Origin of the sequence: Microbacterium sp. 77mftsu3.1 (assembly GCF_900100525.1) — a bacterium.
In the GTDB taxonomy this organism is placed as follows: Bacteria; Actinomycetota; Actinomycetes; order Actinomycetales; family Microbacteriaceae; genus Microbacterium; species Microbacterium aquilitoris.
Genome location: NZ_FNCR01000002.1, coordinates 441,824 through 461,684, shown reverse-complemented (window position 1 = coordinate 461,684; position 19,861 = coordinate 441,824). Strand labels below are relative to the sequence as shown.

Annotated in this window: 19 protein-coding genes; 8 read left to right on the top strand and 11 right to left on the bottom strand. The window is 69.6% G+C overall.

What is annotated here, in order from left to right:
• From BLR68_RS07200 to BLR68_RS07175, 6 genes are all read right to left on the bottom strand, one after another.
• Positions 1-657 carry a hypothetical protein gene (locus BLR68_RS07200; protein WP_018187506.1) on the bottom strand — a complete coding sequence of 219 codons (657 nt, stop codon included), beginning with the start codon at positions 655-657 and terminating at the stop codon, positions 1-3.
• Between the two features lie 2 nt (positions 658-659).
• A complete protein-coding gene (locus BLR68_RS07195) occupies positions 660-1,595 on the bottom strand; it encodes a carbohydrate ABC transporter permease (protein ID WP_018187507.1) in 936 nt (311 codons plus the stop codon).
• Complete coding sequence (locus tag BLR68_RS07190) at positions 1,592-2,584, bottom strand: carbohydrate ABC transporter permease (protein WP_018187508.1); 993 nt, start codon at positions 2,582-2,584, stop codon at positions 1,592-1,594. Before BLR68_RS07190 ends, BLR68_RS07195 begins: the two co-directional genes overlap by 4 nt.
• A 68-nt stretch (positions 2,585-2,652) precedes the next feature.
• Positions 2,653-3,939, bottom strand: a complete 1,287-nt coding sequence (locus BLR68_RS07185; RefSeq protein WP_018187509.1) for an ABC transporter substrate-binding protein — start codon at positions 3,937-3,939, stop codon at positions 2,653-2,655.
• Positions 3,940-4,174: 235 nt separating this feature from the next.
• Positions 4,175-5,080 carry a glycoside hydrolase family protein gene (locus tag BLR68_RS07180; protein ID WP_018187510.1) on the bottom strand — a complete coding sequence of 302 codons (906 nt, stop codon included), beginning with the start codon at positions 5,078-5,080 and terminating at the stop codon, positions 4,175-4,177.
• Entirely contained in the window at positions 5,077-6,852 is a 1,776-nt protein-coding gene (locus BLR68_RS07175) for an ABC transporter ATP-binding protein (protein ID WP_018187511.1), read from the bottom strand. Before BLR68_RS07175 ends, BLR68_RS07180 begins: the two co-directional genes overlap by 4 nt.
• A 189-nt stretch (positions 6,853-7,041) precedes the next feature.
• Here BLR68_RS07175 and BLR68_RS07170 point away from each other — a divergent pair, with 189 nt between their 5' ends.
• The 3 genes from BLR68_RS07170 (at position 7,042) to BLR68_RS07160 (ending at position 9,895) form a co-directional block, all read left to right on the top strand.
• Positions 7,042-7,488 (top strand): fluoride efflux transporter FluC, encoded by a 447-nt coding sequence (locus BLR68_RS07170; protein ID WP_051082818.1) that lies wholly within the window; start codon positions 7,042-7,044, stop codon positions 7,486-7,488.
• Complete coding sequence (gene crcB / locus BLR68_RS07165; RefSeq protein ID WP_018187513.1) at positions 7,485-7,868, top strand: fluoride efflux transporter CrcB; 384 nt, start codon at positions 7,485-7,487, stop codon at positions 7,866-7,868. Before BLR68_RS07170 ends, crcB begins: the two co-directional genes overlap by 4 nt.
• A 68-nt stretch (positions 7,869-7,936) precedes the next feature.
• Entirely contained in the window at positions 7,937-9,895 is a 1,959-nt protein-coding gene (locus tag BLR68_RS07160) for a DUF6807 family protein (protein WP_018187514.1), read from the top strand.
• A 60-nt stretch (positions 9,896-9,955) separates the two neighbouring features.
• Here the strand turns inward: BLR68_RS07160 and BLR68_RS07155 are convergent, their stop codons facing one another.
• Both BLR68_RS07155 and BLR68_RS07150 read right to left on the bottom strand, forming a co-directional pair.
• Entirely contained in the window at positions 9,956-10,873 is a 918-nt protein-coding gene (locus BLR68_RS07155) for a carbohydrate ABC transporter permease (RefSeq protein ID WP_018187515.1), read from the bottom strand.
• Positions 10,863-11,798 carry a carbohydrate ABC transporter permease gene (locus BLR68_RS07150; protein WP_018187516.1) on the bottom strand — a complete coding sequence of 312 codons (936 nt, stop codon included), beginning with the start codon at positions 11,796-11,798 and terminating at the stop codon, positions 10,863-10,865. Before BLR68_RS07150 ends, BLR68_RS07155 begins: the two co-directional genes overlap by 11 nt.
• 125 nt (positions 11,799-11,923) lie before the next feature.
• Here BLR68_RS07150 and BLR68_RS07145 point away from each other — a divergent pair, with 125 nt between their 5' ends.
• The 4 genes from BLR68_RS07145 to BLR68_RS07130 all read left to right on the top strand — a co-directional run bounded on the left by BLR68_RS07145 (position 11,924) and on the right by BLR68_RS07130 (position 15,588).
• Positions 11,924-13,054, top strand: a complete 1,131-nt coding sequence (locus BLR68_RS07145; RefSeq protein ID WP_018187517.1) for an acetylxylan esterase — start codon at positions 11,924-11,926, stop codon at positions 13,052-13,054.
• Between the two features lie 238 nt (positions 13,055-13,292).
• On the top strand, positions 13,293-14,576 hold the full coding sequence (locus BLR68_RS07140; protein ID WP_018187519.1) for an ABC transporter substrate-binding protein: 1,284 nt from the start codon (positions 13,293-13,295) through the stop codon (positions 14,574-14,576).
• A 69-nt stretch (positions 14,577-14,645) separates the two neighbouring features.
• On the top strand, positions 14,646-15,320 hold the full coding sequence (locus tag BLR68_RS07135; RefSeq protein ID WP_040570578.1) for a rhamnogalacturonan acetylesterase: 675 nt from the start codon (positions 14,646-14,648) through the stop codon (positions 15,318-15,320).
• 52 nt (positions 15,321-15,372) lie between these two features.
• Positions 15,373-15,588: a hypothetical protein gene (locus BLR68_RS07130; protein WP_018187521.1), complete on the top strand. Its 216-nt coding sequence runs from the start codon at positions 15,373-15,375 to the stop codon at positions 15,586-15,588.
• 70 nt (positions 15,589-15,658) lie between these two features.
• Here the strand turns inward: BLR68_RS07130 and BLR68_RS07125 are convergent, their stop codons facing one another.
• From BLR68_RS07125 to BLR68_RS07115, 3 genes are all read right to left on the bottom strand, one after another.
• Positions 15,659-16,975 (bottom strand): HNH endonuclease signature motif containing protein, encoded by a 1,317-nt coding sequence (locus BLR68_RS07125; protein ID WP_018187522.1) that lies wholly within the window; start codon positions 16,973-16,975, stop codon positions 15,659-15,661.
• Positions 16,976-17,086: 111 nt separating this feature from the next.
• Positions 17,087-17,398, bottom strand: a complete 312-nt coding sequence (locus tag BLR68_RS07120) for a hypothetical protein (protein ID WP_143015732.1) — start codon at positions 17,396-17,398, stop codon at positions 17,087-17,089.
• 331 nt (positions 17,399-17,729) lie between these two features.
• Positions 17,730-18,686 carry a M24 family metallopeptidase gene (locus BLR68_RS07115; RefSeq protein WP_018187524.1) on the bottom strand — a complete coding sequence of 319 codons (957 nt, stop codon included), beginning with the start codon at positions 18,684-18,686 and terminating at the stop codon, positions 17,730-17,732.
• Positions 18,687-18,863: 177 nt separating this feature from the next.
• Between BLR68_RS07115 and BLR68_RS07110 the strand changes: the two genes are divergently transcribed.
• Positions 18,864-19,856 (top strand): LacI family DNA-binding transcriptional regulator, encoded by a 993-nt coding sequence (locus BLR68_RS07110; protein WP_018187525.1) that lies wholly within the window; start codon positions 18,864-18,866, stop codon positions 19,854-19,856.
• The last annotated feature ends 5 nt before the right edge of the window (positions 19,857-19,861 follow it).

Below are 19,861 nucleotides of genomic sequence, written 5' to 3'. Positions count from 1 at the left end.
TCAGCGTCGGCGCTCGGGGACCGCCACGACGGCGAGCACCGCGCAGCCGAGCGCAGCGGGCAGGAGGGGCGGCAGCATCCACGTCAGGACGACGACGAGCGCGACCGCCGCGACATAGAACGCGAGCCCGCGCAGGTCGCTGCGGACGGTCGCCGGAACGCTGCGGACGGCCGCTCGCCAGCCGGTCCGCGGATCCCACGCGCCGGCTGCGATCAGCAGCCCGACGGTGAGGACGGCGAGGCCCGTCCATCCGACGGCTTCGATGACGCCGCCACCGGGCAGGAACCCCGACCGTGCGAGGTCGATGTCGACGGCCAGCACGACGGCGATCACCGCGGCGATGAGCCCGACGACGCTGCCGCCGGCGATCCCGGCACGGACGTCGCGCCAGAACAGACCGAGCCGCGAGTCCTCCGCCGCGATATAGCGGGCCAGGTGACGGATGCCGGCCGCCAGCGCGATCGGCAGGGTCACGACCAGCACGCCGACGAGCACGACGAGCAGACCCACGAGGAGGACCTCCCCGAAGAGCGCGAACTTCGCGGCGGCGCCGGGGAACCGGGACGGAGCCCGCTCCTCGAGGACCGGACCGCTGCCGGAACGGTCGGCGCGCACCGCGGCACGCACCGCCCGCCGATCCGTTCGCGTCGCGGCCATCGTCAGCCCTTGAGGCCCTGCGTCGCGACGCCGTCGACGAGGAAGCGCTGGAACACGAGGAAGAACAGCAGCACGGGCACGAGGGCGAGGAACGAGGCCGTGACCGTCGCGCCGAAGTCGCTCGTCGACGACTGGTCGTTGTAGAGGCGCAGCGCGATCGGGAGAGGGTAGTTCTCCGGGCTCGTCAGGTACAGCAGGGGCCCGAGGAAGTCGTTCCACGACCAGATGAAGGCGAAGATCGCGCACGTGATCAGCGCCGGCTTCACGAGCGGAAGGATGATCGCCCAGAAGATCCGGACGTGTCCGGCGCCGTCGATGCGAGCCGCCTCATCCATGTCGCGCGGCATCTGACGCATGAACTGCACGAGGAGGAAGACGAAGAACGCCTCCGTCGCGAGGAACTTCGGCAGCACGAGCGGCCAGAACGTGTCGACCAGACCCAGATTGTTGAACAGGATGTACTGCGGGATGATCACGACGTGGAACGGCAGCAGCAGCGTGCCGATCATTGCGGCGAACAGGATGCCGAGTCCCTTGAACTGGATGCGGGCGAACGCGTAGGCGGCCAGCGCGCTCGAGAACACGGTGCCGACGACGGCCAGGACCGCGAGGATGAGCGAGTTGCCGAAGAACTGCCACAGCGGGACGCCGGCGATGCCGTCGAAGACCTTCAGATAGTTGTCGAAGGTCGGCTGCTGCGGAATGAGTCCGGGGTTCTGACCGAATTCGGAGTTCGGCTTCAGCGTCGAGATGCCCAGCCACACGAGCGGGTACAGGACGAGGGCGGTCAGCGCGATCAGGACGACCAGCCAGATGACCGTCTGCCAGGTCTTGCGCTTCACGCGGCGACGCCGCGGCGGAGCGGCGATCGTCTGCTGCGCGGCGAAGACCGGGGTGGATGCCGCGCCCGAGGTCGTGGCGACGTTGGATGTGCTCATCGGTTGTCTCCGGCGTAGTGCACCCAGGAGCGCTGGGTGCGGAAGAGGATGAAGGCGATGATCGCGACGACCACCAGCAGGACCCAGGCGATCGCAGCGGCGTAGCCCATCTGGCCGTCGCTGAAGCCTCGCTTGTAGAGGTAGATCGTGATGAAGTTCGTCATGCCGGCGGGGCCGCCCGAGCCGTTCGAGATGATGTACGCCGAGGCGAACACCTGGAACGCACCGATGAGACCCAGCAGCAGGTTGAAGAAGATGACCGGCGAGAGCATCGGAAGGGTCACCGCCCGGAAGCGGTACCAGGGCCCGGCGCCGTCCATCTCGGCCGCTTCATAGAGCTCCTTCGGCACCTGCTTGAGCCCCGCGAGGAAGATGACCATCGTCGCGCCGAACTGCCAGATCGACAGGATGATCATGGCGGGCAGGACGAGGCTCGGGTTTCCGATCCAGCCACCGAGGTCGATGCCGATGGCCGACAGGGACGAGTCGACGGGACCCTCCGAGCCGAACATCGCGCGCCAGACGATCGCGACCGACACCGAGCCGCCGATGAGCGACGGGGCGTAGAACGCGGAGCGGAAGAAGCCGGCGCCCTTGTCGCGGTAGTTGAGCAGCATCGCGACGAGGAGGGCGGCGATCAGGGTGATCGGCGTCCCGACGAACACGTAGACGAGAGTGATCTGCGCCGACTGGATGAACTGCGGGTCGTTCGTGAACAGGCGGACGTAGTTGTCGAACCCGATCCAGCGGGGCGGCGTGAAGATGTTGTACCGCGTGAACGACAGGTACAGCGAGTACCCCATCGGGATGATCGTCAGCCCGAAGAAGCCGACCAGCCATGGGATGAGGAATCCGTAGCCGGCGAGCGTCTCCTTGCGGGCGCGCGAGCGCTGGGTGGGACGGCTGAGGTTCTCGGGCCGGCGTTTGTTCGCGAGTGCGCGACGCCGCTTCTCGCCGGTGACGATGACTCTCGTCGCGGTGGTGCTCACGGGTGGCTCCTGATGTCGGGGGGACGGTGCGGGGTCCGGATGCCGCGGCATCCGGACCCCGCGATCGGTCACGAGTTGAGGGCGACGTCCATCTCGGTGAAGAACTGCGAGACGGCCTCGTCCACGGTCATGGTCCCGAAGTTCAGTTCGACGCCGAGCTGACGGAACTTCTCCTCGAGGGTGCCATAGCCGACGATCGGAACGGGAGGTGCGTCGCCGAGACGGTCGGCGATGGACTCCTCGTACGCCTTGACCTGTTGGCTCAGCGGGTCGAGGTCGGCGGCGGCCAGAGCGGTCTCCGACGCGGGCAGACCGCGGTTGGTGCCGAAGATCTCACCCGACTCGGGCGAGTTGACGAGGAAGTTCACGAGCGTCGCCGCAGCCTCGGGGTGGTCGGTGTTCGCTGCGATCGAGTGCAGCATGGAGGGCTTCAGGTAGAGGTCCTTGGCGCCTTGCTCGGTCACCGGCGGGGCGACGAGGCCGAGCTCGGTGTAGCTCTCGCCGAGGTTGCCGAGGTAGCCGGCGCCGAAGTTGTCCCAGGTGAGTTCGCTGGCGGTGATGGCCGTGTCGAACGGACCGAGCGGCAGAGCCTCTTCGACGGTCTGCTGCGGCGCCCCGATGCCGTCACGGATCGACTGGCCCTCCTCCCAGAACGCCTTCAGGCGCGCCTCGTCGAAACCGGGCTTGCCGTCCTCGGTGAAGAGGTTGCCGCCCTCCGCGCGCAACTGGAGTTCGAAGTTCTGAATGCGGCCGGTGTAATCGCTGCCGCCCCAGTACTCACCGCCGCTGGCGTCGGTGATGTCCTTCATCCAAGCGGTGTAGTCGTCCCAGGAGCCGCCGGGGAACTCGTCGACACCGGCCTTCTCGAGCAGGACCGGGTTGGTGAACAGACCCCAGGCGTTCGTCGAGGTGGCGATGCCGTAGGTGGTGTCGTTTACGACGCCGATGTCGAGGATGTTCTGCGGGAGCGGGTCGGTCTCGATGATGCCACCGAGGTACGGGTCGAGGTCGAGAAGGAGACCGTTCTCGGAGTACTGCCGCAGGTACGAGTAGTCGAACTGCATGACGTCGGGGAGGTTCTTGCCCGCCGCCTCGGTCTGCCGCTTCTCCCAGAACTCAGGGAACGCGAGGAAGCTCGTGCTCACCTTGATATTCGGGTACTTCTCGTTGAACGCGTCGATCGCCTTGTTGTAGAGATCGGCTCGCACGTCGTTGCCCCAGAACGCGAGGTCGAGCGAGACCTTCTCATCGGGGTCGTAGGTGCCGGCGGGCTCCGGCGAGCCGGCGCAGCCGGCAAGGGCGATGACTGACCCCGTCGCGAGTGCGACGGCGGCGAGTACGCGTTTGCTGAACATCTTTGTCCTCTCTCGAACGTCCGTGTTGCGAGTGCTGGTGGACGTCATGGTCCGTGATTGCGACTTCCTTCGGTGCCGTGGATCGATGCCCACAGGAAAGCGCTTGCCCCGAGAGTAGCGCCAATTGAAACGTTTTTCAAGAAGATTGAAACGTTTTTACGACGCCACCTGTGACCGGTCCCAACCCACCCTATGGCCCATACTCGCACCTCGAGCGGACCGGCCAGGCCGCGAGTCAGCGCACCACGACGAGCTCGTCGCCGCGCACCTCGAGGCGGGCGCGGAGCACGGCGCAGCGTCGCTCATCGGGTTCATCGGGCGCGCCCGGGTGCGTGAAGAAGTAGAACCAGACGCGCTCCCCGTCGCGCACGGGCGCCCCGTGATGGCCGAACCCCGGGCTCGGCACCGTGCCGGCGCCGAGGATGACGGCATCCGCTCCACCCTGCCGCCGCCACGAGATCGCATCGTCCGAGCGGTACACGCCCATCCCGCGCCACTCGTCGACGATCATCCACCAGAAGCCGCCGAGCTCGAACACCGTCGGGCCCTCGTGAGGCCGTCCGCCGATCGCGGTGCCCTCGGATTCCCAGGTGGTCAGGTCGTCCGAGACAGCCACCTTGGTGACCGACTCGGCGGCCTCGTCTTTGTACCAGAGGCGCCAGCGCCCGTCGGGGGTGCGAGCGACACCCGCGTCGATCACGCGGTCGCTGTCGAGAGTGAGCGCGCCGATCCGATGCCACTCGGACAGATCCGCCGACCGGTACTCCACGATCTGACGCGCGTACCCCGGCCAGCGGTCGGGGACCCCGTCGATCTCGGTCAGGTACATCCGCCAGATCTGCCCGTCGAACACGACCTCGGGCGCCCAGTGGGTGCGATCCGTGCGCGCGGGCGGGCCGGCGGCATCCAACTTCAGCCCGTCGGCGGTCGGCTCGAGCGTCCCCGCGTATGACCAGCGGATGCCGTCGGTCGAGCGGGCGACGCCGATGCGGCTCCCGTGCACCCAGGCGACGCCCGGACCGGGGTCGGGGTGGGTCGCGCGGCGCTGCGTGTAGTACATCCACCAGTCGCCGGGGCCGACGATCACGACGAGCGGATCGGTCGCGCCGTCGTAGACGGGATCGCGGTAGACCTCGATCATGCGAGACCCGCCTGCGCGAGATGGAGTTGCGCGTAGCGGCCGCCGCGCTCGAGCAGTTCGTCGTGCGAGCCGCGCTCGACGATCTCGCCGCGCTCGAGGACGACGATGACGTCGGCTTGCCGGACGGTCGAGAGCCGGTGCGCGACGACGAGGGTCGTGCGCCCCGTCATGAGGCGACCGAGGGCATCTTTCACGAGCTCCTCGGACTCGGGGTCGAGGGCGCTGGTCGCCTCATCCAGCAGGAGGATCCTCGGATCGCGGATGAGGGCGCGGGCGATCGCGAGCCGTTGCCGCTGGCCGCCCGACAGGCGCGCGCCGCGTTCGCCGACGACGGTGTCCCACCCCTGCGGTTGGTCCTGCACGAACCCCCACGCGTTCGCGTCGCGGAGGGCCCGCTCGATGCGGGCGTCGTCGACGTCGCCGAGACCGTAGGCGATGTTCTCGCGGATGGTCCCCTCGAAGAGGACGGACTCCTGCGGAACGACCGACACGAATCGGCGGACGGTGCGCAGGTCGAGGTCCTGCATGTCGTCGCCATCGAGGAGGATGCGCCCTCCCGTCGGGCGGAGGAACCCGAGGATGAGGTTGAGCATCGTGGACTTGCCCGACCCCGACGACCCGACGAAGGCGACGGTCGCGCCGGCGGGGACGTGCAGGTCGATGGCATGCAGCGCATCCTCGGCGGCGCCGGCGTACCGGTGCGACGCGCGGTGGAGGGTCAGGTCGCCCGTGACGGCGTCGACGGTGCGCTTGCCGGCGTTCTGCTCGAGGTCGGGGTCCTGCAGCACCTCGGCGATGGAGCGCACCGACTCGAGTCCGCGCGCTCCGACCGGGATGAGCATGAGCAGCTGCGTCAACCCTTGCGTGAGCAGCGTGAAGTACGTCGACAGCAGCACCACCTCACCGGGGGTGATGGGCAGGATGCCGGTGAGCGAGAAGGTCGCGGCGAGGACGAGGCATCCCACCCCGAGCAGCTGCATCGCGACCCACGACACGGACGCGACGTGACCGTTGAGCATGTCGAGGTGCAGCCCGGCGCGTCGGACGCCGTCGGCCCCGGTCGCGACCCGGGTCACAGCGGTCTGCTCGAGGCCGTGCGCCCGGGTGACGGGGATGAGGGACGCCATCTCGCCGACGCGGGCCGAGAGCGTCTCGACCTCGCGGCGGAAGTGCGCGTTGCGATCGTGCGAACGTCGCCGCATGCCGTAGCGGATGCCGATCGCGATCGGGACGGCGAGCGCGTAGACCGGCAGGAACGCGGGGACGGCGATCGCGGTCATCGTGATGGCGCCGATCATGACCATCGTCGCGGACAGGAGCGGGTGCGTGACCTGCTGCAGCATCAGCTCGACGTTCTCGACGTCGCGGACGACCTTGGTCTGCACGATCGACGAGCTGATGCGCGTGTGGTAGCCGATCGACAGGCTCTGCAGCCGCTCGGCGAGGGCGTTGCGCAGGTCAGCGCCGGTGTCGCGGACGACCGTCATGAAGCTGCGCGTGTAGAGGATGTGGTTCGGGTAGTTCTGCAGCAGGAGGACGGCGGCCAGCACGAACCACCACATGACCTGCGACACGTCGCCGCGGCCGGCGACGACGTCGATGACCGCGGCCGTGACGACCGGCAGGAACCAGAGCGGGATCTCCTTCGCCGCGAACGCGAGGACGGCGACGGTCATCCGTCCCGGCCGCCGGGCGAGCAGACGCAGCACCGACCGCGCGGGGCGGTCGCCGTCGATGAGACCTTCCAGATGGGAAAGCGTTTTCCGCGTCATGGTCCCATCGTAGGCGCGACCGATGCCGGGCCGGAAGCCCCCGCGACCAGCCCACCCGCGTTCCGGGGACGCGGGATGCCGCCGAGCCCCGGCATCCGCGACACGTCGGGTCCCCGCAAGCCCAGCCCTGGCGCCGGAACCCGCGGGTCTATCGTGGAACCGCCCGCCTTCCCTCGACACCGGGACCCGATGACCACGCCAGCACCCGAGCACGAGCAACGCCCCGTGCATCTCGCGGGGCGATCGATCCTGCTCGTGCTCGCCGGCGGGACGGCGGGAACGGCGGCCCGCGAAGCGCTCTCGCTCGCGATCCCGGCGGTGGGCGGCATCCCGGTCGCGATCTTCGCCATCAACATCGTCGGAGCCCTCTTCCTCGGTGCGCTGCTCGAGGGCCTCTCCCGCCGAGGACCCGACGTCGGCCGGCGCCGGTCGTTGCGGTTGCTGCTCGGCACCGGCTTCGCGGGCGGCTTCACGACGTACAGCGCCCTCGCCGTCGACACCGGGCTGCTGTTGACGGACGGCCACGCCGCGGCCGGCATCGGATACGCGCTCGCCACCGTCGCGGTCGGGGCACTGACGACGGTGGCGGGCATCGCCCTCGCTGCCGCACGCCACCGGAAGCAGGCCGCCCGATGACGCCCCTTCTCTTCGTGGCGCTCTCGCTCGCGGGGGGCGTGGGTGCGGCGCTCCGCCTCATCGTCGACGGTGCCATCAAAGCCCGCGTGCGGGGCGCGTTCCCGCTCGGCACGCTCCTCATCAACGTGTCGGGCTCGTTCGTCCTGGGGTTCGTCACGCAGCTCGCCCTCGGCGGCAGCCTCGAAGACGCGTGGCGACTCGTGATCGGCACGGGCCTGTGCGGCGGGTTCACGACGTTCAGCACCGCGAGCTTCGAGACGGTCCGGCTCGTGCAGCAGCGTCGGTACGCTCTGGCATCGGTGAACGCCGTCGGGATGCTGGTGGCCGCCGTCGCGGCGGGACTTCTCGGCATCGTGCTGGGGCGCCTGATCAGCGGATGACGACAAGAGGATGCCGCATGGGGAAAGCGCTTGCTGGCATACTCGAAGGAGCCGACGAAGGAGTCCCCGTGACCGTCCCCCGACGAACCCGCATCGTCCTCGCCGGAGCCCAGGGCTTCGGAACCGTCCACCTCGAGAACCTGCGCCGCCTCGGCGATCGCGTGGAGCTCGTGGCCGTCGCCGATCCCACCCCCGTGCCGCCCGAGAACCTGCCGGCGGGCACGCAGGCGTTCGCCTCACTCGCCGATGCGCTCGACGCCGTCGACGACATCCACGTCGTCATCGTCGCGACGCCGCTGCACACCCACGCCGCCCTCGCCGGCCTCGTCGTCTCGCGCGGCATCGACCTCTACCTCGAGAAGCCGCCCGTGCTGTCGTCCGCCGACTTCACCGTGCTGGCGGATGCCGCCGCGGCCTCGGGCGCGCGCGTCCAGGTAGGGTTCCAGAGCCTCGGATCGCTCGCCATCCCCGCCCTCATCGCCGACGAGTTCGGGCTCGGACCTATCCAGGCGATCGGCGCCGTCGGCCTGTGGTGCCGCGACCGGGCGTACTGGTCGCGCAGCCGCTGGGCCGGGCACCGTGTGCTCGACGGGTTCCCCGTCCTCGACGGCGTCGTCGCGAACCCGCTCGCCCACGCGACCGCGACCGCCCTCGCCGTCGCCCAGTCGACTGCCGCCACGGACGTGACGCAGATCACCGCCGACCTCTACCGCGCCAACGCCATCGAGGGGGACGACACCAGCGTCATCCGCCTGTCGACCGGGCGCGGCATCCGCGTCACCTCCGCGCTGACCCTCTGCGCCGTGCAGGACGAGGACCCGTACGTCCTCATCCGCGGCACGCGCGGATCGGCCACCTTCTTCTACACGGAGGACGTCGTCGAGACCGACGGCCGTCGCGTCGAGTTCGGCCGCGTCGACCTGGTCGAGAACCTGCTCGACCACCGCGACCACGGCACGCCGATGCTCGCTCCGCTGCACGAGACGGGAGCCTTCGTCCGTGTGATGGATGCCGTCGCCGACACCGAGCCGGTCGCGATCGACGCCGCGTTCGTGACGTGGAACGAGGAGGGCCGCTCGCCGCGCGTCGTCATCACGGGCGTGCAGGACGCCGTGGAGCGCGCGGTCGACGCCGAGGCGACCTTCGCGGAGCTGCACCTGCCGTGGGCCGCGAAGACCGAGGCCGCCGTCCTGGCCGACCTCGCCGCACCGGGCGAGCCGCAGCATCCGATCGCCGTCCTCGTCGACGGCGCCGATGTGACCCGATCGTCGAGCCCGCGTCCCTACCTCCATCCGGTGAGCACGCCGGGCGGCGTCGTCGTGTCAGACACGCACCCCGCCGACCACGACTGGCACCTCGGCATCAGCGTCACGCTGCAGGACGTCTCGGGAGTCAACTTCTGGGGCGGCCGCACCTACACCCCCGGACGCGACTACGTCTGGCGCGACGACCACGGACGCATCGTCGCGACGCGCGTCGAGGGGGCGGCATCCGCCCTCGAAGCCGAGTTCGCGTGGATCGGCCGCGATGGCGCGCAGATGCTCACCGAGCAGCGTCGGATGACGGTCGCCGAGGCCTGGCCCGGCGCGGCCACCATCGATCTGACATTCTCGCTCGCCACGCGCGCCGGCACGCTGCACCTCGGCGGCCCGGGCAGCAACGGCCGAGTCGGCGGCGGCTACGGCGGACTCGCGTGGCGGCTGCCCGCGGCGACCGACGTCGACGTGCGGACCGCCTCGGCGCGGGGCGAGGATGCGGTGCACGGCACCGTCGCCCCCTGGCTCGCGTGGTCAGCGGAGTTCCCCACCGGCACGGCGACCGTCGCGATGACGCCACTCGACGAGGACTCGGCGGCCGACCCCTGGTTCGTCCGGGTCGCGGGCTACCCGGGCATAGGCGCCGCCCTCGCCTGGGACCGTGCCGTGGAGCTGGCCCCCGGCATCCCCGTCACCCGCTCGTACCGCCTGCTCGTCGCCGACGGTCGCCTGTCGGATGCCGAGGTCGTCGCCGCCCTCCGCCTCGGCTGACGCTCCCCCACGCACGACGAAGGCGGCGACCTCCAGGGGTCGCCGCCTTCGCGTTCGGGCTTACTTGATGCCGGTGGTGGCGATGCCTCGGATGAGGAAGCGCTGACCGAACAGGAACGCCAGGAACACCGGGACGAGCGAGACGACCGACATCGCGAACATGCCGCCGAAGTTCGACGCCCCCTGGGCCGACATGAACTGGCGGAGCGCCAGAGGCACGGTGAACAGGTCGGGGTTGTTCAGATAGATGAGGGCGCCGAAGAAGTCGTTCCACACCCAGACGAAGGTGAAGATCGCCGTCGTCGCGAGGGCCGGGGTCATCATCGGCAGCAGGATCTGCAGGAAGATGCGCGCATGTCCGGCGCCGTCGATCCGGGCGGCCTCGTCGAGGTCGCGAGGGATGCCGCGGATGAACTGCACCATCAGGAAGATGAAGAACGCGTCGGTCGCGAGCGCCTTCGGCAGGATGAGCGGCCAGAACGTGTTCACCATGCCGAGCTGGCTGAACATGATGTACTGCGGCACGATCACGATGTGCACGGGGAGCATGATCGTCACGAGCATGATCGCGAACATCGTGCGCTTGAAGTGGAAGTTCAGACGGGCGAACGCGTACGCCGCCATGGAGCACGAGATCAGGTTGCCGACGATGGAGCCGGCGACCACGACGATCGAGTTCCACAGGTACGTGCCGAACGAGGGCGAGAGGGCGTTCCAGCCCTCGGTGTAGTTCGACACCTCGAACGACAGCGGCCAGAGGCCCGGCAGGCGGAAGATCTCGTCGTTGGGTCGCAGCGAGCTGACGACCATCCACAGGAGCGGATAGAGCATCAGCGCGGACGTCGCGATGAGGAAGACGTGACGGGCGACGACGCTCACCTTCGAGCGTCCGCCGAGACCCGCGCTCTGCCGCCGTCGGATGCGCTGACGCTCCTGGGCGAAGCGACGGTCGCGGGTCGTGATCAGTTCAGTCGTCATAGAACACCCACAGCTTGGAGAGAGCGAAGTTCACGGCAGTGAAGCCCGCGATGATGGCGACCAGCAGCCAGGCCATGGCCGAGGCGTAGCCCATGTCGAACGCCGTGAACCCCTTCTGGTAGAGGTACAGCGTGTAGAAGAGGGTCGAGTCCGACGGTCCGCCGGATCCACCCGAGATGATGAAGGCCTGCGTGAAGGCCTGGAACGCGCCGATCATCGACAGCACGAGGTTGAAGAAGACGATCGGGCTCAGCAGCGGCAGCGTGATCGAGAAGAACTGGCGCGCGGGTCCGGCCCCGTCGACGGATGCGGCCTCGTAGTACATGACCGGGATCTGCCGGAGGCCCGCGAGGAAGATGACCATCGGGGCGCCGAAGCCCCATACGCTCAGCAGGATGATGGTCGACAGCGCGGTGTCGGGGTTCGAGATCCAGCCCGGGCCCTCGATGCCGAAGACGGCGAGGAACTGGTTCACGATGCCGTCGACGCCGAAGATCTGCTTCCACAGGATCGCGACGGCGACCGAGGAGCCGAGCAGCGACGGCAGGTAGAACATCGACCGGTAGAACGCCAGTCCGCGCAGTCCCTTGTCGAGCAGCAGGGCGACGCCGAGGGCAGCGGCCATGGCGAGCGGGACGCCGACGAGCACGTAGACGAAGGTCACACCGAGGGATGCCCCGAGTCGGGGATCCTGCGACATGCGCACGTAGTTGTCGAACCCGATCCACTCGGGGGCGTTGAACAGGTCGTACTTCGTGAACGACAGGTACAGCGACGCCATGATGGGCAGCACCGTGACGAGGATCAGCCCGAGGAGCCACGGGGCCAGGAAGACCAGGGCCGCCTTCGTGTCCTTGGGTCGCTCGCGCGCGCCTCGTTTGCCGCGGGGGCGGCGTATCTGGGACAGCTCGCTGATCGCGCTCATCCGGGTCCTCCTCGACACTTTCGACGGACTCCTGCGACCGCCGACGACACGCTCAGAAAGCGCTTTCTGTGACGATACACTATCGAGCGGAGCGCACAAGCGGTCCCCGAAGACGAGGAGCCGCCATGGCCGATTCCGCCCGTGTCGACGAGCAGATGCAGGACCTCGGCCCGATCGCCGGGTACCCCGACTGGCCGGCCTTCCTGGAACGCGGGCCGGTGCCGACGAGCGGATCCGGGACGCGCCGCATCCTCGCCTCGGTCCTCGGCGTCCGCCGCGCCGTCGCCGGCGACGTCCGCGTCGAGCGCGAGTGGCGGTCAGGCGGCGTGCACGGCCGCGAGCTCTCCTGGCAGCTGCCGTACGGCCCCCGCACCCGCGCCTGGGTGCTGCGTCCCGATGACGATCGTCGCGGCCTCCCCGGGCTGCTCGGCCTCCACTGCCACGGCGGCGTCCGTTCGGTGGGCGCGGAGCAGCTGCTCGAGACGGACCAGGCGCCGCACCCGTCGGCATCCCGTCTGCGCGAGAACGTCTACGGCGGCCTCGCTCCCGCGAACGACCTGGCGCGCGACGGCTTCGTCGTCCTCGCCCACGACACGTTCTCGTGGGGCAGCAGGGCGTTCGACCTCTCGCACCCGACACCCCGTCTCGCGGGACTGATCGCAGGTCGCGAGGCGCTCTGGCGCGAGGAGGGCGTGACCCCGACCGAGGCCGAGCGGTTCGATGCCGTCGCGTCGTTGCACGAGGATTCACTCGCGAAGGCGGCGGGCATGCTCGGCACGTCGCTCGCGGGCGCCGTGATGACCGAGGACGTCGCCGCCCTCGACGTGCTCGCCGGTCTCGACGAGGTGGATGCCGAGAGGCTCGGCACGTTCGGGCTGTCGGGCGGCGGCGGGCGCGCCGTGTTGCTGCGCGCCCTCGACGACCGGGTGCGGGCGACCGTCGTGACGTGCATGATGGCGACCTTCGCCTCGCTCGTCCCGCGCGAGATCGACACGCACTCGTGGCTGCTGAACAGCCCCGGCATCCGGGCGGCGGGAGACCTCCCCGAGATCGCGGCATCCGCGTCTCCGCGCGAGCTCCTCGTGCAGTACGGGGCGCAGGATCCGCTGTTCCCGATCGAGGGGATGCGCGACGCGGACCGAGCCCTGGCGGGGACGCCGGGCTACCGCGGGACGTTCTTCGACGACGGTCACGTCTCGAGTCCCGCGATGCAGGACGAGGCACGCGCATTCTTCGCCGCGACACTGACGGCGTGACCCAAGCGAGACACACCGATCGTTGACAACATCGCGACCCCGGCGCTACCGTCCGTCAGTAAGCGTTTTCTCACAGCTGAGAAAACGTTTGATCCGCGAAGGAGCGGCATGACCCCGATCACCTCCGGCCCGACCCGACACGAACGTACGGCCGCCGGTGGATCGATCCTCCGCTCCGCTCGGATCACCCCTGTCCTGCTGCGCGCCCTCCGCCGCCGCACCGTCTGAGAGGAACCCCATGAAGAACCGACGCCTCCTCGCCTTCGCCGCTGCCGGCGTGGCGCTGGCCGTCACGCTGACCGGTTGCGGCGGTGGATCCGGAGCCGGAAACGGCGACGAGCAGATCACCCTCCGCTTCGCCTGGTGGGGCAGCGATGAGCTGAACGCCATCAAGGCCGAGCAGATCAAGCTGTTCGAGAAGGCGAACCCGAACATCAAGGTCGAGGGTGAGCCGAGCGAGTACAACGGGTACTACGACAAGCTCGCGACCCAGGTCGCCGGCGGCGGCGCACCCGACGCGCTGCAGATCACGTACGACGCGCTGCCGCTGTACAAGAGCAAGAACGCGATCGCCGACATCACGGGTGACATCGACCAGTCGAAGTTCCAGGCGGGCTCGCTCGACGCCGGGATCATCGACGGCAACCTCTACGCCCTGCCGACGGGTGTCGGCTCGCGCGGCATCATCGTTAACCCGGCCGTCTTCGAGAAGGCGGGCGTCGCGATCCCCGACGACACGACCTGGACGTGGGACGACTACATCTCGATCGCCAAGGAGATCTCCGACAAGGCCGGCAAGGGCACGTACGGCTCGTCGGCCATCTCGAACGACCAGTCGCTCATGGCGTTCGCCCGCCAGAACGGCGAGGACCTCTACACCGCGGACGGCAAGTTCGGCGTCAGCGAAGCCACAGCCGAGAAGTTCTTCGAGTTCTCGAAGGACCTGCAGGACTCCGGCGGGTCGCCGGATGCCTCGACGGCGGCCGAGGACGCGTCGGCCTCCCTCGAGCAGAGCCTCATGGGTCAGGGCAAGGTCGGCATGACGTTCGCGCCGCTGAACTTCATCAGCATCTACGCGGGCGCAGCCGGTCAGGAGCTGAAGATCCTCAATGTCCCCGGTGACAGCGCCGGCAAGGTGGGTCTCGTCATCCAGCCGACCGTGCAGTACGCGGTCTACTCGAAGTCGAAGCACCCGAAGGAGGCTGCGAAGCTGATCGACTTCCTGCTGAACAGCGAGCAGGCCGGTCCGCTCAACAAGCTGACCCTCGGCATCCCCGCCGACCCGACCGTGCTCGAGGCCATCACGCCCGATCTGACCGACTCCGAGAAGGAGCAGGTGGCCTTCATCGACCGCCTGTCGAAGGCCGGTGGCACGCCGCAGAACCCGATCGCGCTGCCGACCTCGCAGCTCGGGCCGATCATCACGAAGCTGCTCGACGACGTCACCTTCGACAAGACGACTCCCGCGGATGCCGCGAAGGAGCTCATCTCGCAGGTGGAGACGGCACTCGCCGCGAGCTGACAGACGGATGCGGCGGTCGGGATCACCCGGCCGCCGCATCGCCATGTCCCGGACCTTCGGAGGATGCGGATGACCTATCACCTGGCAGGAGACTCGACCGTCGCACCTATGAGGGTGGGTGAGGAACCGATGGCGGGCTGGGGTGAATGCCTCGGCGAGTTCACGCTTGATCCGGTGCGCAACCATGCGTTCGGAGGGGCGACGACCGAATCGTTCCTCGCCAGCGGGACGTGGGATGCGCTGCTGTCCGGTGTCGTCCCCGGCGACATCGTCGTCATCCAGTTCGGGCACAACGACCAGAAGCAGCCGGAGGTGCTCGCCTCGCGTGGTGGGTACACCGAGCGGTTGCGGCGGATGGTCGCGGACGTGCGCGACCGCGGTGCCCGCCCGGTGCTGTGCACCTCTTGCGAGCGGCGGTGGTTCGAGGGCGAGCGCGTCACGCCGACGCACGGCGACTACCCGAACGCCGTCCGTGACCTCGCCGCGGGCGAAGGCGTCGACCTCATCGACCTCACGGCGTTCACGACCTGGCTCTACGAGGACCTCGGGGACGAGGCATCCGCCCGTCTGCTGTCGCACTACGCGCCGGGCGAGACCGCCGCGTGGCCGGAGGGCCTCGTCGACGACACGCACTTCCGCGTGGAGGGCGCGCGCCGGATCGCACGGTTCGTGGCGAAGAGCCTGCGGGCGATCGAGCGGCGCGACGGCGATCAGCCGGCGAAGGGGTCGACCTTCACGGCGTGACCGAGATGGTCGTACGGTGAGGAGCATCAGCCACGTTCCGGAGGAGATCCTGATGCGTCTCACCGTCGGCACTGCCCTCATCCTGGGCGGCCTCGCGATCGTCGTGCTCGCGCAGGTGAACCTCTACGCGCAAATGGACCGCGTCGACCGGGAGGGTACCGCGGGCAACCTCTTCGCCCCGGACGTCTTCTGGCTCGGGCTCGCCGGCGTCGTCGCGATCGCGGTCGGTGTCGGAGCCCTCATGGCGCGCCGGCGCGCAGCCGCGTGACGGGGCGGAGCTGAAGCACTGACGCGCGGGCGCGGAGCTGACGCGCCGACCTGACCGCCGGAGGCCCGGATCAGAAGGGCGCCGGGTCTCCGGGGTTTGCGGTGGCAGAGGTGAAGGCGACGGCCGGAGTGGGTGCGTCTTCTCTGTAGGTCCTGCCGAGGGGTGAGGTCCATTCGAGGACACCACCCTGGAGTTGTCGGACTTTCCAGGCCGTGAACTGCTTCATCGAATGGTGTCTCTGGCACAAGTGGGCCAGGTTCGAGAGTTCTGTCTTGCCGCCGAGCGCGTGATCATGCGTGTGGTCTACTTCGCAGCGGATGGCGGCGACCCGGCATCCGGGGAACCGGCAGTGCTGATCCCGAGCTTGCAGGAACCTGCGCATCCCCGACGGGACACGGTACGAGTCCGTCGCGACGGTGACCCCGGTGACGGGGTCGTGCAGCAGACGCTCCCAGACTCCGGTTTCACCGGCGAGCGCGCGAGCGGTGACCGGGTCGATCGGTGAGCGCCCCGAGAGATCGCAGGGCCCGTCATCTGCACCGGTGAGTGTCGCGGCGGGGATCAGCACTTGCACGCGTGCGCGGATCGCGCCCAGCGGCCCAGCCGCGGTGTCCCGGGTGTCGTCCAACGCCGGGATGCCCGCGAGGAGCAGGTCTGAGAACACGTCAGCCCGGACCTGGTCCGTCGAGCGGCCATCGGTCGCGATCACATCGGAGGTCGCCGCACGCTCGCCTCGCGTGTCGATGATCGCGCGCGCCTGTTGGGTGAGTCGATCGTGGATCCCCTCGGCGATCACGGTGGGGAGGGTCGCGATCAGGTCGCTCATCCCATCCCGGCCGGCGACCACCCGGACGCAACGTCCCGCGGCCGCCTCTTCGTGCCTCTCCGCGAAGGATCGCGGGTGCATCCGGTGCGCGAGGATCTCCAACTCACCCCGCACCCGGTTCGGGGTGTCTCGTTCGCACCGTTCGATCGCGACCTTCTCGAACTCCGCCCACAACTCGGCGGGCAGGTTCACCCCGGCGTCCACGATCGCCGAGACGTGTCCGCGGACGATCCGCCCCGCTTCCCACGCGGCGACCGCGGCCGGGAATCCCTCGATGGTCACCCGTGCTTCACCGATCCGGCGTTGCACCGTCCGGTCGGTCATCCGCATTGCCCCGGCGACTTCTGCAGCGATCGACCTCAGTGCCATGTCGTGCAGGAGGACGTTCGCGTCCGCGTGAGCGCTCTGCGCCTCCGCCAACCGTCCCGCCGCGGCGAGCACGCGAAGCTCCGCGATCTGCCCCGCAGCGATCTGCCGACCCACCGTCTCGACGTCCGCGACGATCCCCGCGATGGCAGCGATATATGCCTTGCCACCGGGGGTTTCCATCGCTTCCGTCATACCTGCACTCTGCCACCAACCTCCGACATCGTCCCCGGCAGAATCAGCCGAAAACGACCCCTATCCACATCCCGAGAATGAGAGTTCATTCATCTCGAGCGGGCCCTCACGTCAGCGCGTGGCGCGGGGCTTCTTGGTCGGGACCGCGATGCGGTGGACCCGCTCCGCTCCGTCGGGTGCGTCATGGAAATCACGAGCGACATGCACGGTCGCGTGGGGCGCGCCCGCCAGCACGGCCGGGACGCCTCGCACCGGCAGGTTCTCCGCCACGTGCAGCTCGCGCAGCGCAGTCGAGCCCCCGAAGGCGGAGATATCGATGGATCCCTGCGCCGTGTCGAGGGTGGAGTTGTACACCTGCACCGACGCGAGTCGAGGGCTGCGCGCGAGATCGTCGAGATCGCTCCACCGCAGGCTGTGTGTCATGAAGGTGGTGAGCTGCGCGGGCGGATGCGACCACACGATACGCGCCGTCTGCGACCTGCCCCGGAGCTTGAGGAACTCGAGCCGATCGCTGCCGTCGCCGATGCGCACATCCGTCGTGCAGGAACACGGTTCGAAGCGTCGGGATGTCTGCCACCCACCCCATGTCGACACCGGGACGGTCGAAGGATGCCGCGTCGAGCCGGAGCGTCGTCGCCCCGGCTTCCCGAGCCTGATCGACCTCGACGACGCGCGGGGACCCGCCACGATGCGGGCGCCCGTGCGGGAATGCAGGATCAACGCCATAGACGTCTCCGAATCCGAGCGCGCCGCGTCAGCCGAACGCCCGCGCCACCGGCCGGCGCACCCCGGCGAACTCCACGGTCGGCCACGCCGGGTCGACCGTCAGCGCCTCGATACCCGACTCCGTCACGAGCACGGTGTCCTCGACCTTCGCGCCCGGGGCGCTGGGGTTCCACGCAAACGCGTGCGGTGACGCGACGGCATCCGTCGTCAGCGACGTCGCGCGGGGGTCGCGCCCGGCGTACCCGGTCGGTCCGCCCTGGTGATGCTTCGTCCACTCGTCCGCGTCGAACCCGGATGCCGCGTACCCGGCGGTCCCGGCCGCGAAGACGTCGTTCAACCGGGCGCCCGGACGGGTCGCGGCGAAGAACGCCGCCTCGACCTCGAGGATGCGGTCATCGTCGGCCCCCGCCTCGCCGACCCACCGCGTCGCGTTCGCGATGAGGCCGTGACGCCGGCCGCAGACGACGAGCATCGCCCGACGTCCGAGCGACCCGTCGGTGGGGAGCGGATGCCGGTGCGGCAAGCGCTCCTCGCCCGCGACGAGGATCACGAGCGGATCGATGCCCCGCGCGGCGAGACCCGACGCGAGCGCCGCCGCAGCGGACCGCTCGGTCGACGACGCCTGCAGCCCGCGCGCGACAGCCGTCAGCACCTCCGCCGTCTCGCGCCCCAGCGCGCGGTAACGATCCGCCTCCGCCGGCAGCAGCGACGCGCGCGCCGCCCGCAGCGCGGCAGCGACCTCGGCCTCGCCCACCCCGGCACCCGCGGCCTCGAGCACGGGCTGGTGCCACGGCACACGGACGACGCGGTCGGCATCCTCCGGCAGCAGCTCCTCGGCGATCAGCCGCTCGGCCTCGTTCGCGCTGACGAACAGCGTGTCTCCCTCATCGTCGACGCGAACCGCCAACACCGGCGGCCCGGCGAGGGAGACATGCGTGCGGGCGCCCTCGAGGTACCAGGCGAGCGCTTCGTGCGACGAGAGCACGAATGGGCGACCCCCGGCATCCCGCCGCACACCGGCCACCCGCTCGCGTTTCGCGGCTCGGTCAGCAGCAGATCCGGACATCGTCGTCTCCCGTCATAAAACGTTTCCTCGCATAGTATGGCCACACTGGTGCGCGCATGGCGCATGGCGCACGCCGGAAGGCGCGAAGGGGAGCCGATGGCAGGGCAGAAGCAGACCACGATCACCGACGTGGCCAAGCACGCCGGCGTCTCGCTGGCGACCGTCTCCCGCGTGATGAACGGCAACGCGACCGTCGATCCGGCTCTCGCCGAACGGGTCCGCACGTCGGCCACCGAACTCGGCTATTCCGCCAACCCGCTCGCCCGCAGCCTCGTCCTCGGCAAGACCCAGACGATCTCGGTCGTCGTGCCCGACCTCTCGAACCCGACGTTCCAGGGCATGCTCCGCGGCCTCAGTCGCGCCGCCGTCGCAGACGGCTACCACGTGCTCGTCGCCGACTCCGACGAGCACGAAGACCAGGAGCGCCTGCTCGCCCTCGAGTCCCGCCGCCGCTCCGACGGTCTCGTGCTCTGCGCTCCCCGCATGTCGGATGCCGCCCTCGCCGAGGTCCTCGCCGAGGTGGCGCCCGTCGTGCTCGTGAACCGCGCCGGCGACGCCCCCAGCGTCGCGGCCGACTACCGCACCCCGCTCCGCGAGGTCATCGACCACCTCTACGGTCTCGGCCACCGCCGCATCGCCTACCTCGCCGGCGCCAAGCGGAGCGCCTCGAACGCGCAGCGCCTCGCCGCACTCGACGACGCCCGCGCGACCCTCGACGGGTGCGAGATCTTCGAGATCCCGGCGGGTGTCGACTTCGCGGCCGGCGCCGACTCGCTCGACGCCGTCCTCGACTCGGGCGCGACCGCCGTCCTCGCCTTCAACGACCTGTCCGCCATGGGCCTCCTCAGCGCCGCCACCGAGCGCGGTCTGACCGTACCCGGCGATCTGTCGATCGCGGGCTTCGACGACATCCCCTTCGCGCGCTACACCTCCCCCGGGCTGACGACCGCCGCCGTCCCGACGGCGGAGCTCGGCGCCCTCGCCTGGCGAGCACTCCGCGCCCTGCTGCAGGGCGAGACGCCCGACGCCACGCACACCGTCGTCCCCGAGGTCATCCTCCGCGGAACGACTGCCGCGCCCACGCGCTGAATCGC

Excerpts from the sequence above, each read along its gene's own strand:
- BLR68_RS07145 (WP_018187517.1), top strand. The coding sequence starts at position 11,924 with ATGGCCGATTCCGCCCGTGTCGACGAGCAGATGCAGGACCTCGGCCCG.
- BLR68_RS07155 (WP_018187515.1), bottom strand. The coding sequence starts at position 10,873 with ATGACGACTGAACTGATCACGACCCGCGACCGTCGCTTCGCCCAGGAG.
- BLR68_RS07195 (WP_018187507.1), bottom strand. The coding sequence starts at position 1,595 with ATGAGCACATCCAACGTCGCCACGACCTCGGGCGCGGCATCCACCCCG.
- BLR68_RS07200 (WP_018187506.1), bottom strand. The coding sequence starts at position 657 with ATGGCCGCGACGCGAACGGATCGGCGGGCGGTGCGTGCCGCGGTGCGC.
- crcB (WP_018187513.1), top strand. The coding sequence starts at position 7,485 with ATGACGCCCCTTCTCTTCGTGGCGCTCTCGCTCGCGGGGGGCGTGGGT.
- BLR68_RS07130 (WP_018187521.1), top strand. The coding sequence starts at position 15,373 with ATGCGTCTCACCGTCGGCACTGCCCTCATCCTGGGCGGCCTCGCGATC.
- BLR68_RS07180 (WP_018187510.1), bottom strand. The coding sequence starts at position 5,080 with ATGATCGAGGTCTACCGCGATCCCGTCTACGACGGCGCGACCGATCCG.
- BLR68_RS07150 (WP_018187516.1), bottom strand. The coding sequence starts at position 11,798 with ATGAGCGCGATCAGCGAGCTGTCCCAGATACGCCGCCCCCGCGGCAAA.
- BLR68_RS07110 (WP_018187525.1), top strand. The coding sequence starts at position 18,864 with ATGGCAGGGCAGAAGCAGACCACGATCACCGACGTGGCCAAGCACGCC.
- BLR68_RS07125 (WP_018187522.1), bottom strand. The coding sequence starts at position 16,975 with ATGACGGAAGCGATGGAAACCCCCGGTGGCAAGGCATATATCGCTGCC.
- BLR68_RS07175 (WP_018187511.1), bottom strand. The coding sequence starts at position 6,852 with ATGACGCGGAAAACGCTTTCCCATCTGGAAGGTCTCATCGACGGCGAC.
- BLR68_RS07140 (WP_018187519.1), top strand. The coding sequence starts at position 13,293 with ATGAAGAACCGACGCCTCCTCGCCTTCGCCGCTGCCGGCGTGGCGCTG.
- BLR68_RS07120 (WP_143015732.1), bottom strand. The coding sequence starts at position 17,398 with ATGACACACAGCCTGCGGTGGAGCGATCTCGACGATCTCGCGCGCAGC.
- BLR68_RS07135 (WP_040570578.1), top strand. The coding sequence starts at position 14,646 with ATGACCTATCACCTGGCAGGAGACTCGACCGTCGCACCTATGAGGGTG.
- BLR68_RS07185 (WP_018187509.1), bottom strand. The coding sequence starts at position 3,939 with ATGTTCAGCAAACGCGTACTCGCCGCCGTCGCACTCGCGACGGGGTCA.
- BLR68_RS07170 (WP_051082818.1), top strand. The coding sequence starts at position 7,042 with ATGACCACGCCAGCACCCGAGCACGAGCAACGCCCCGTGCATCTCGCG.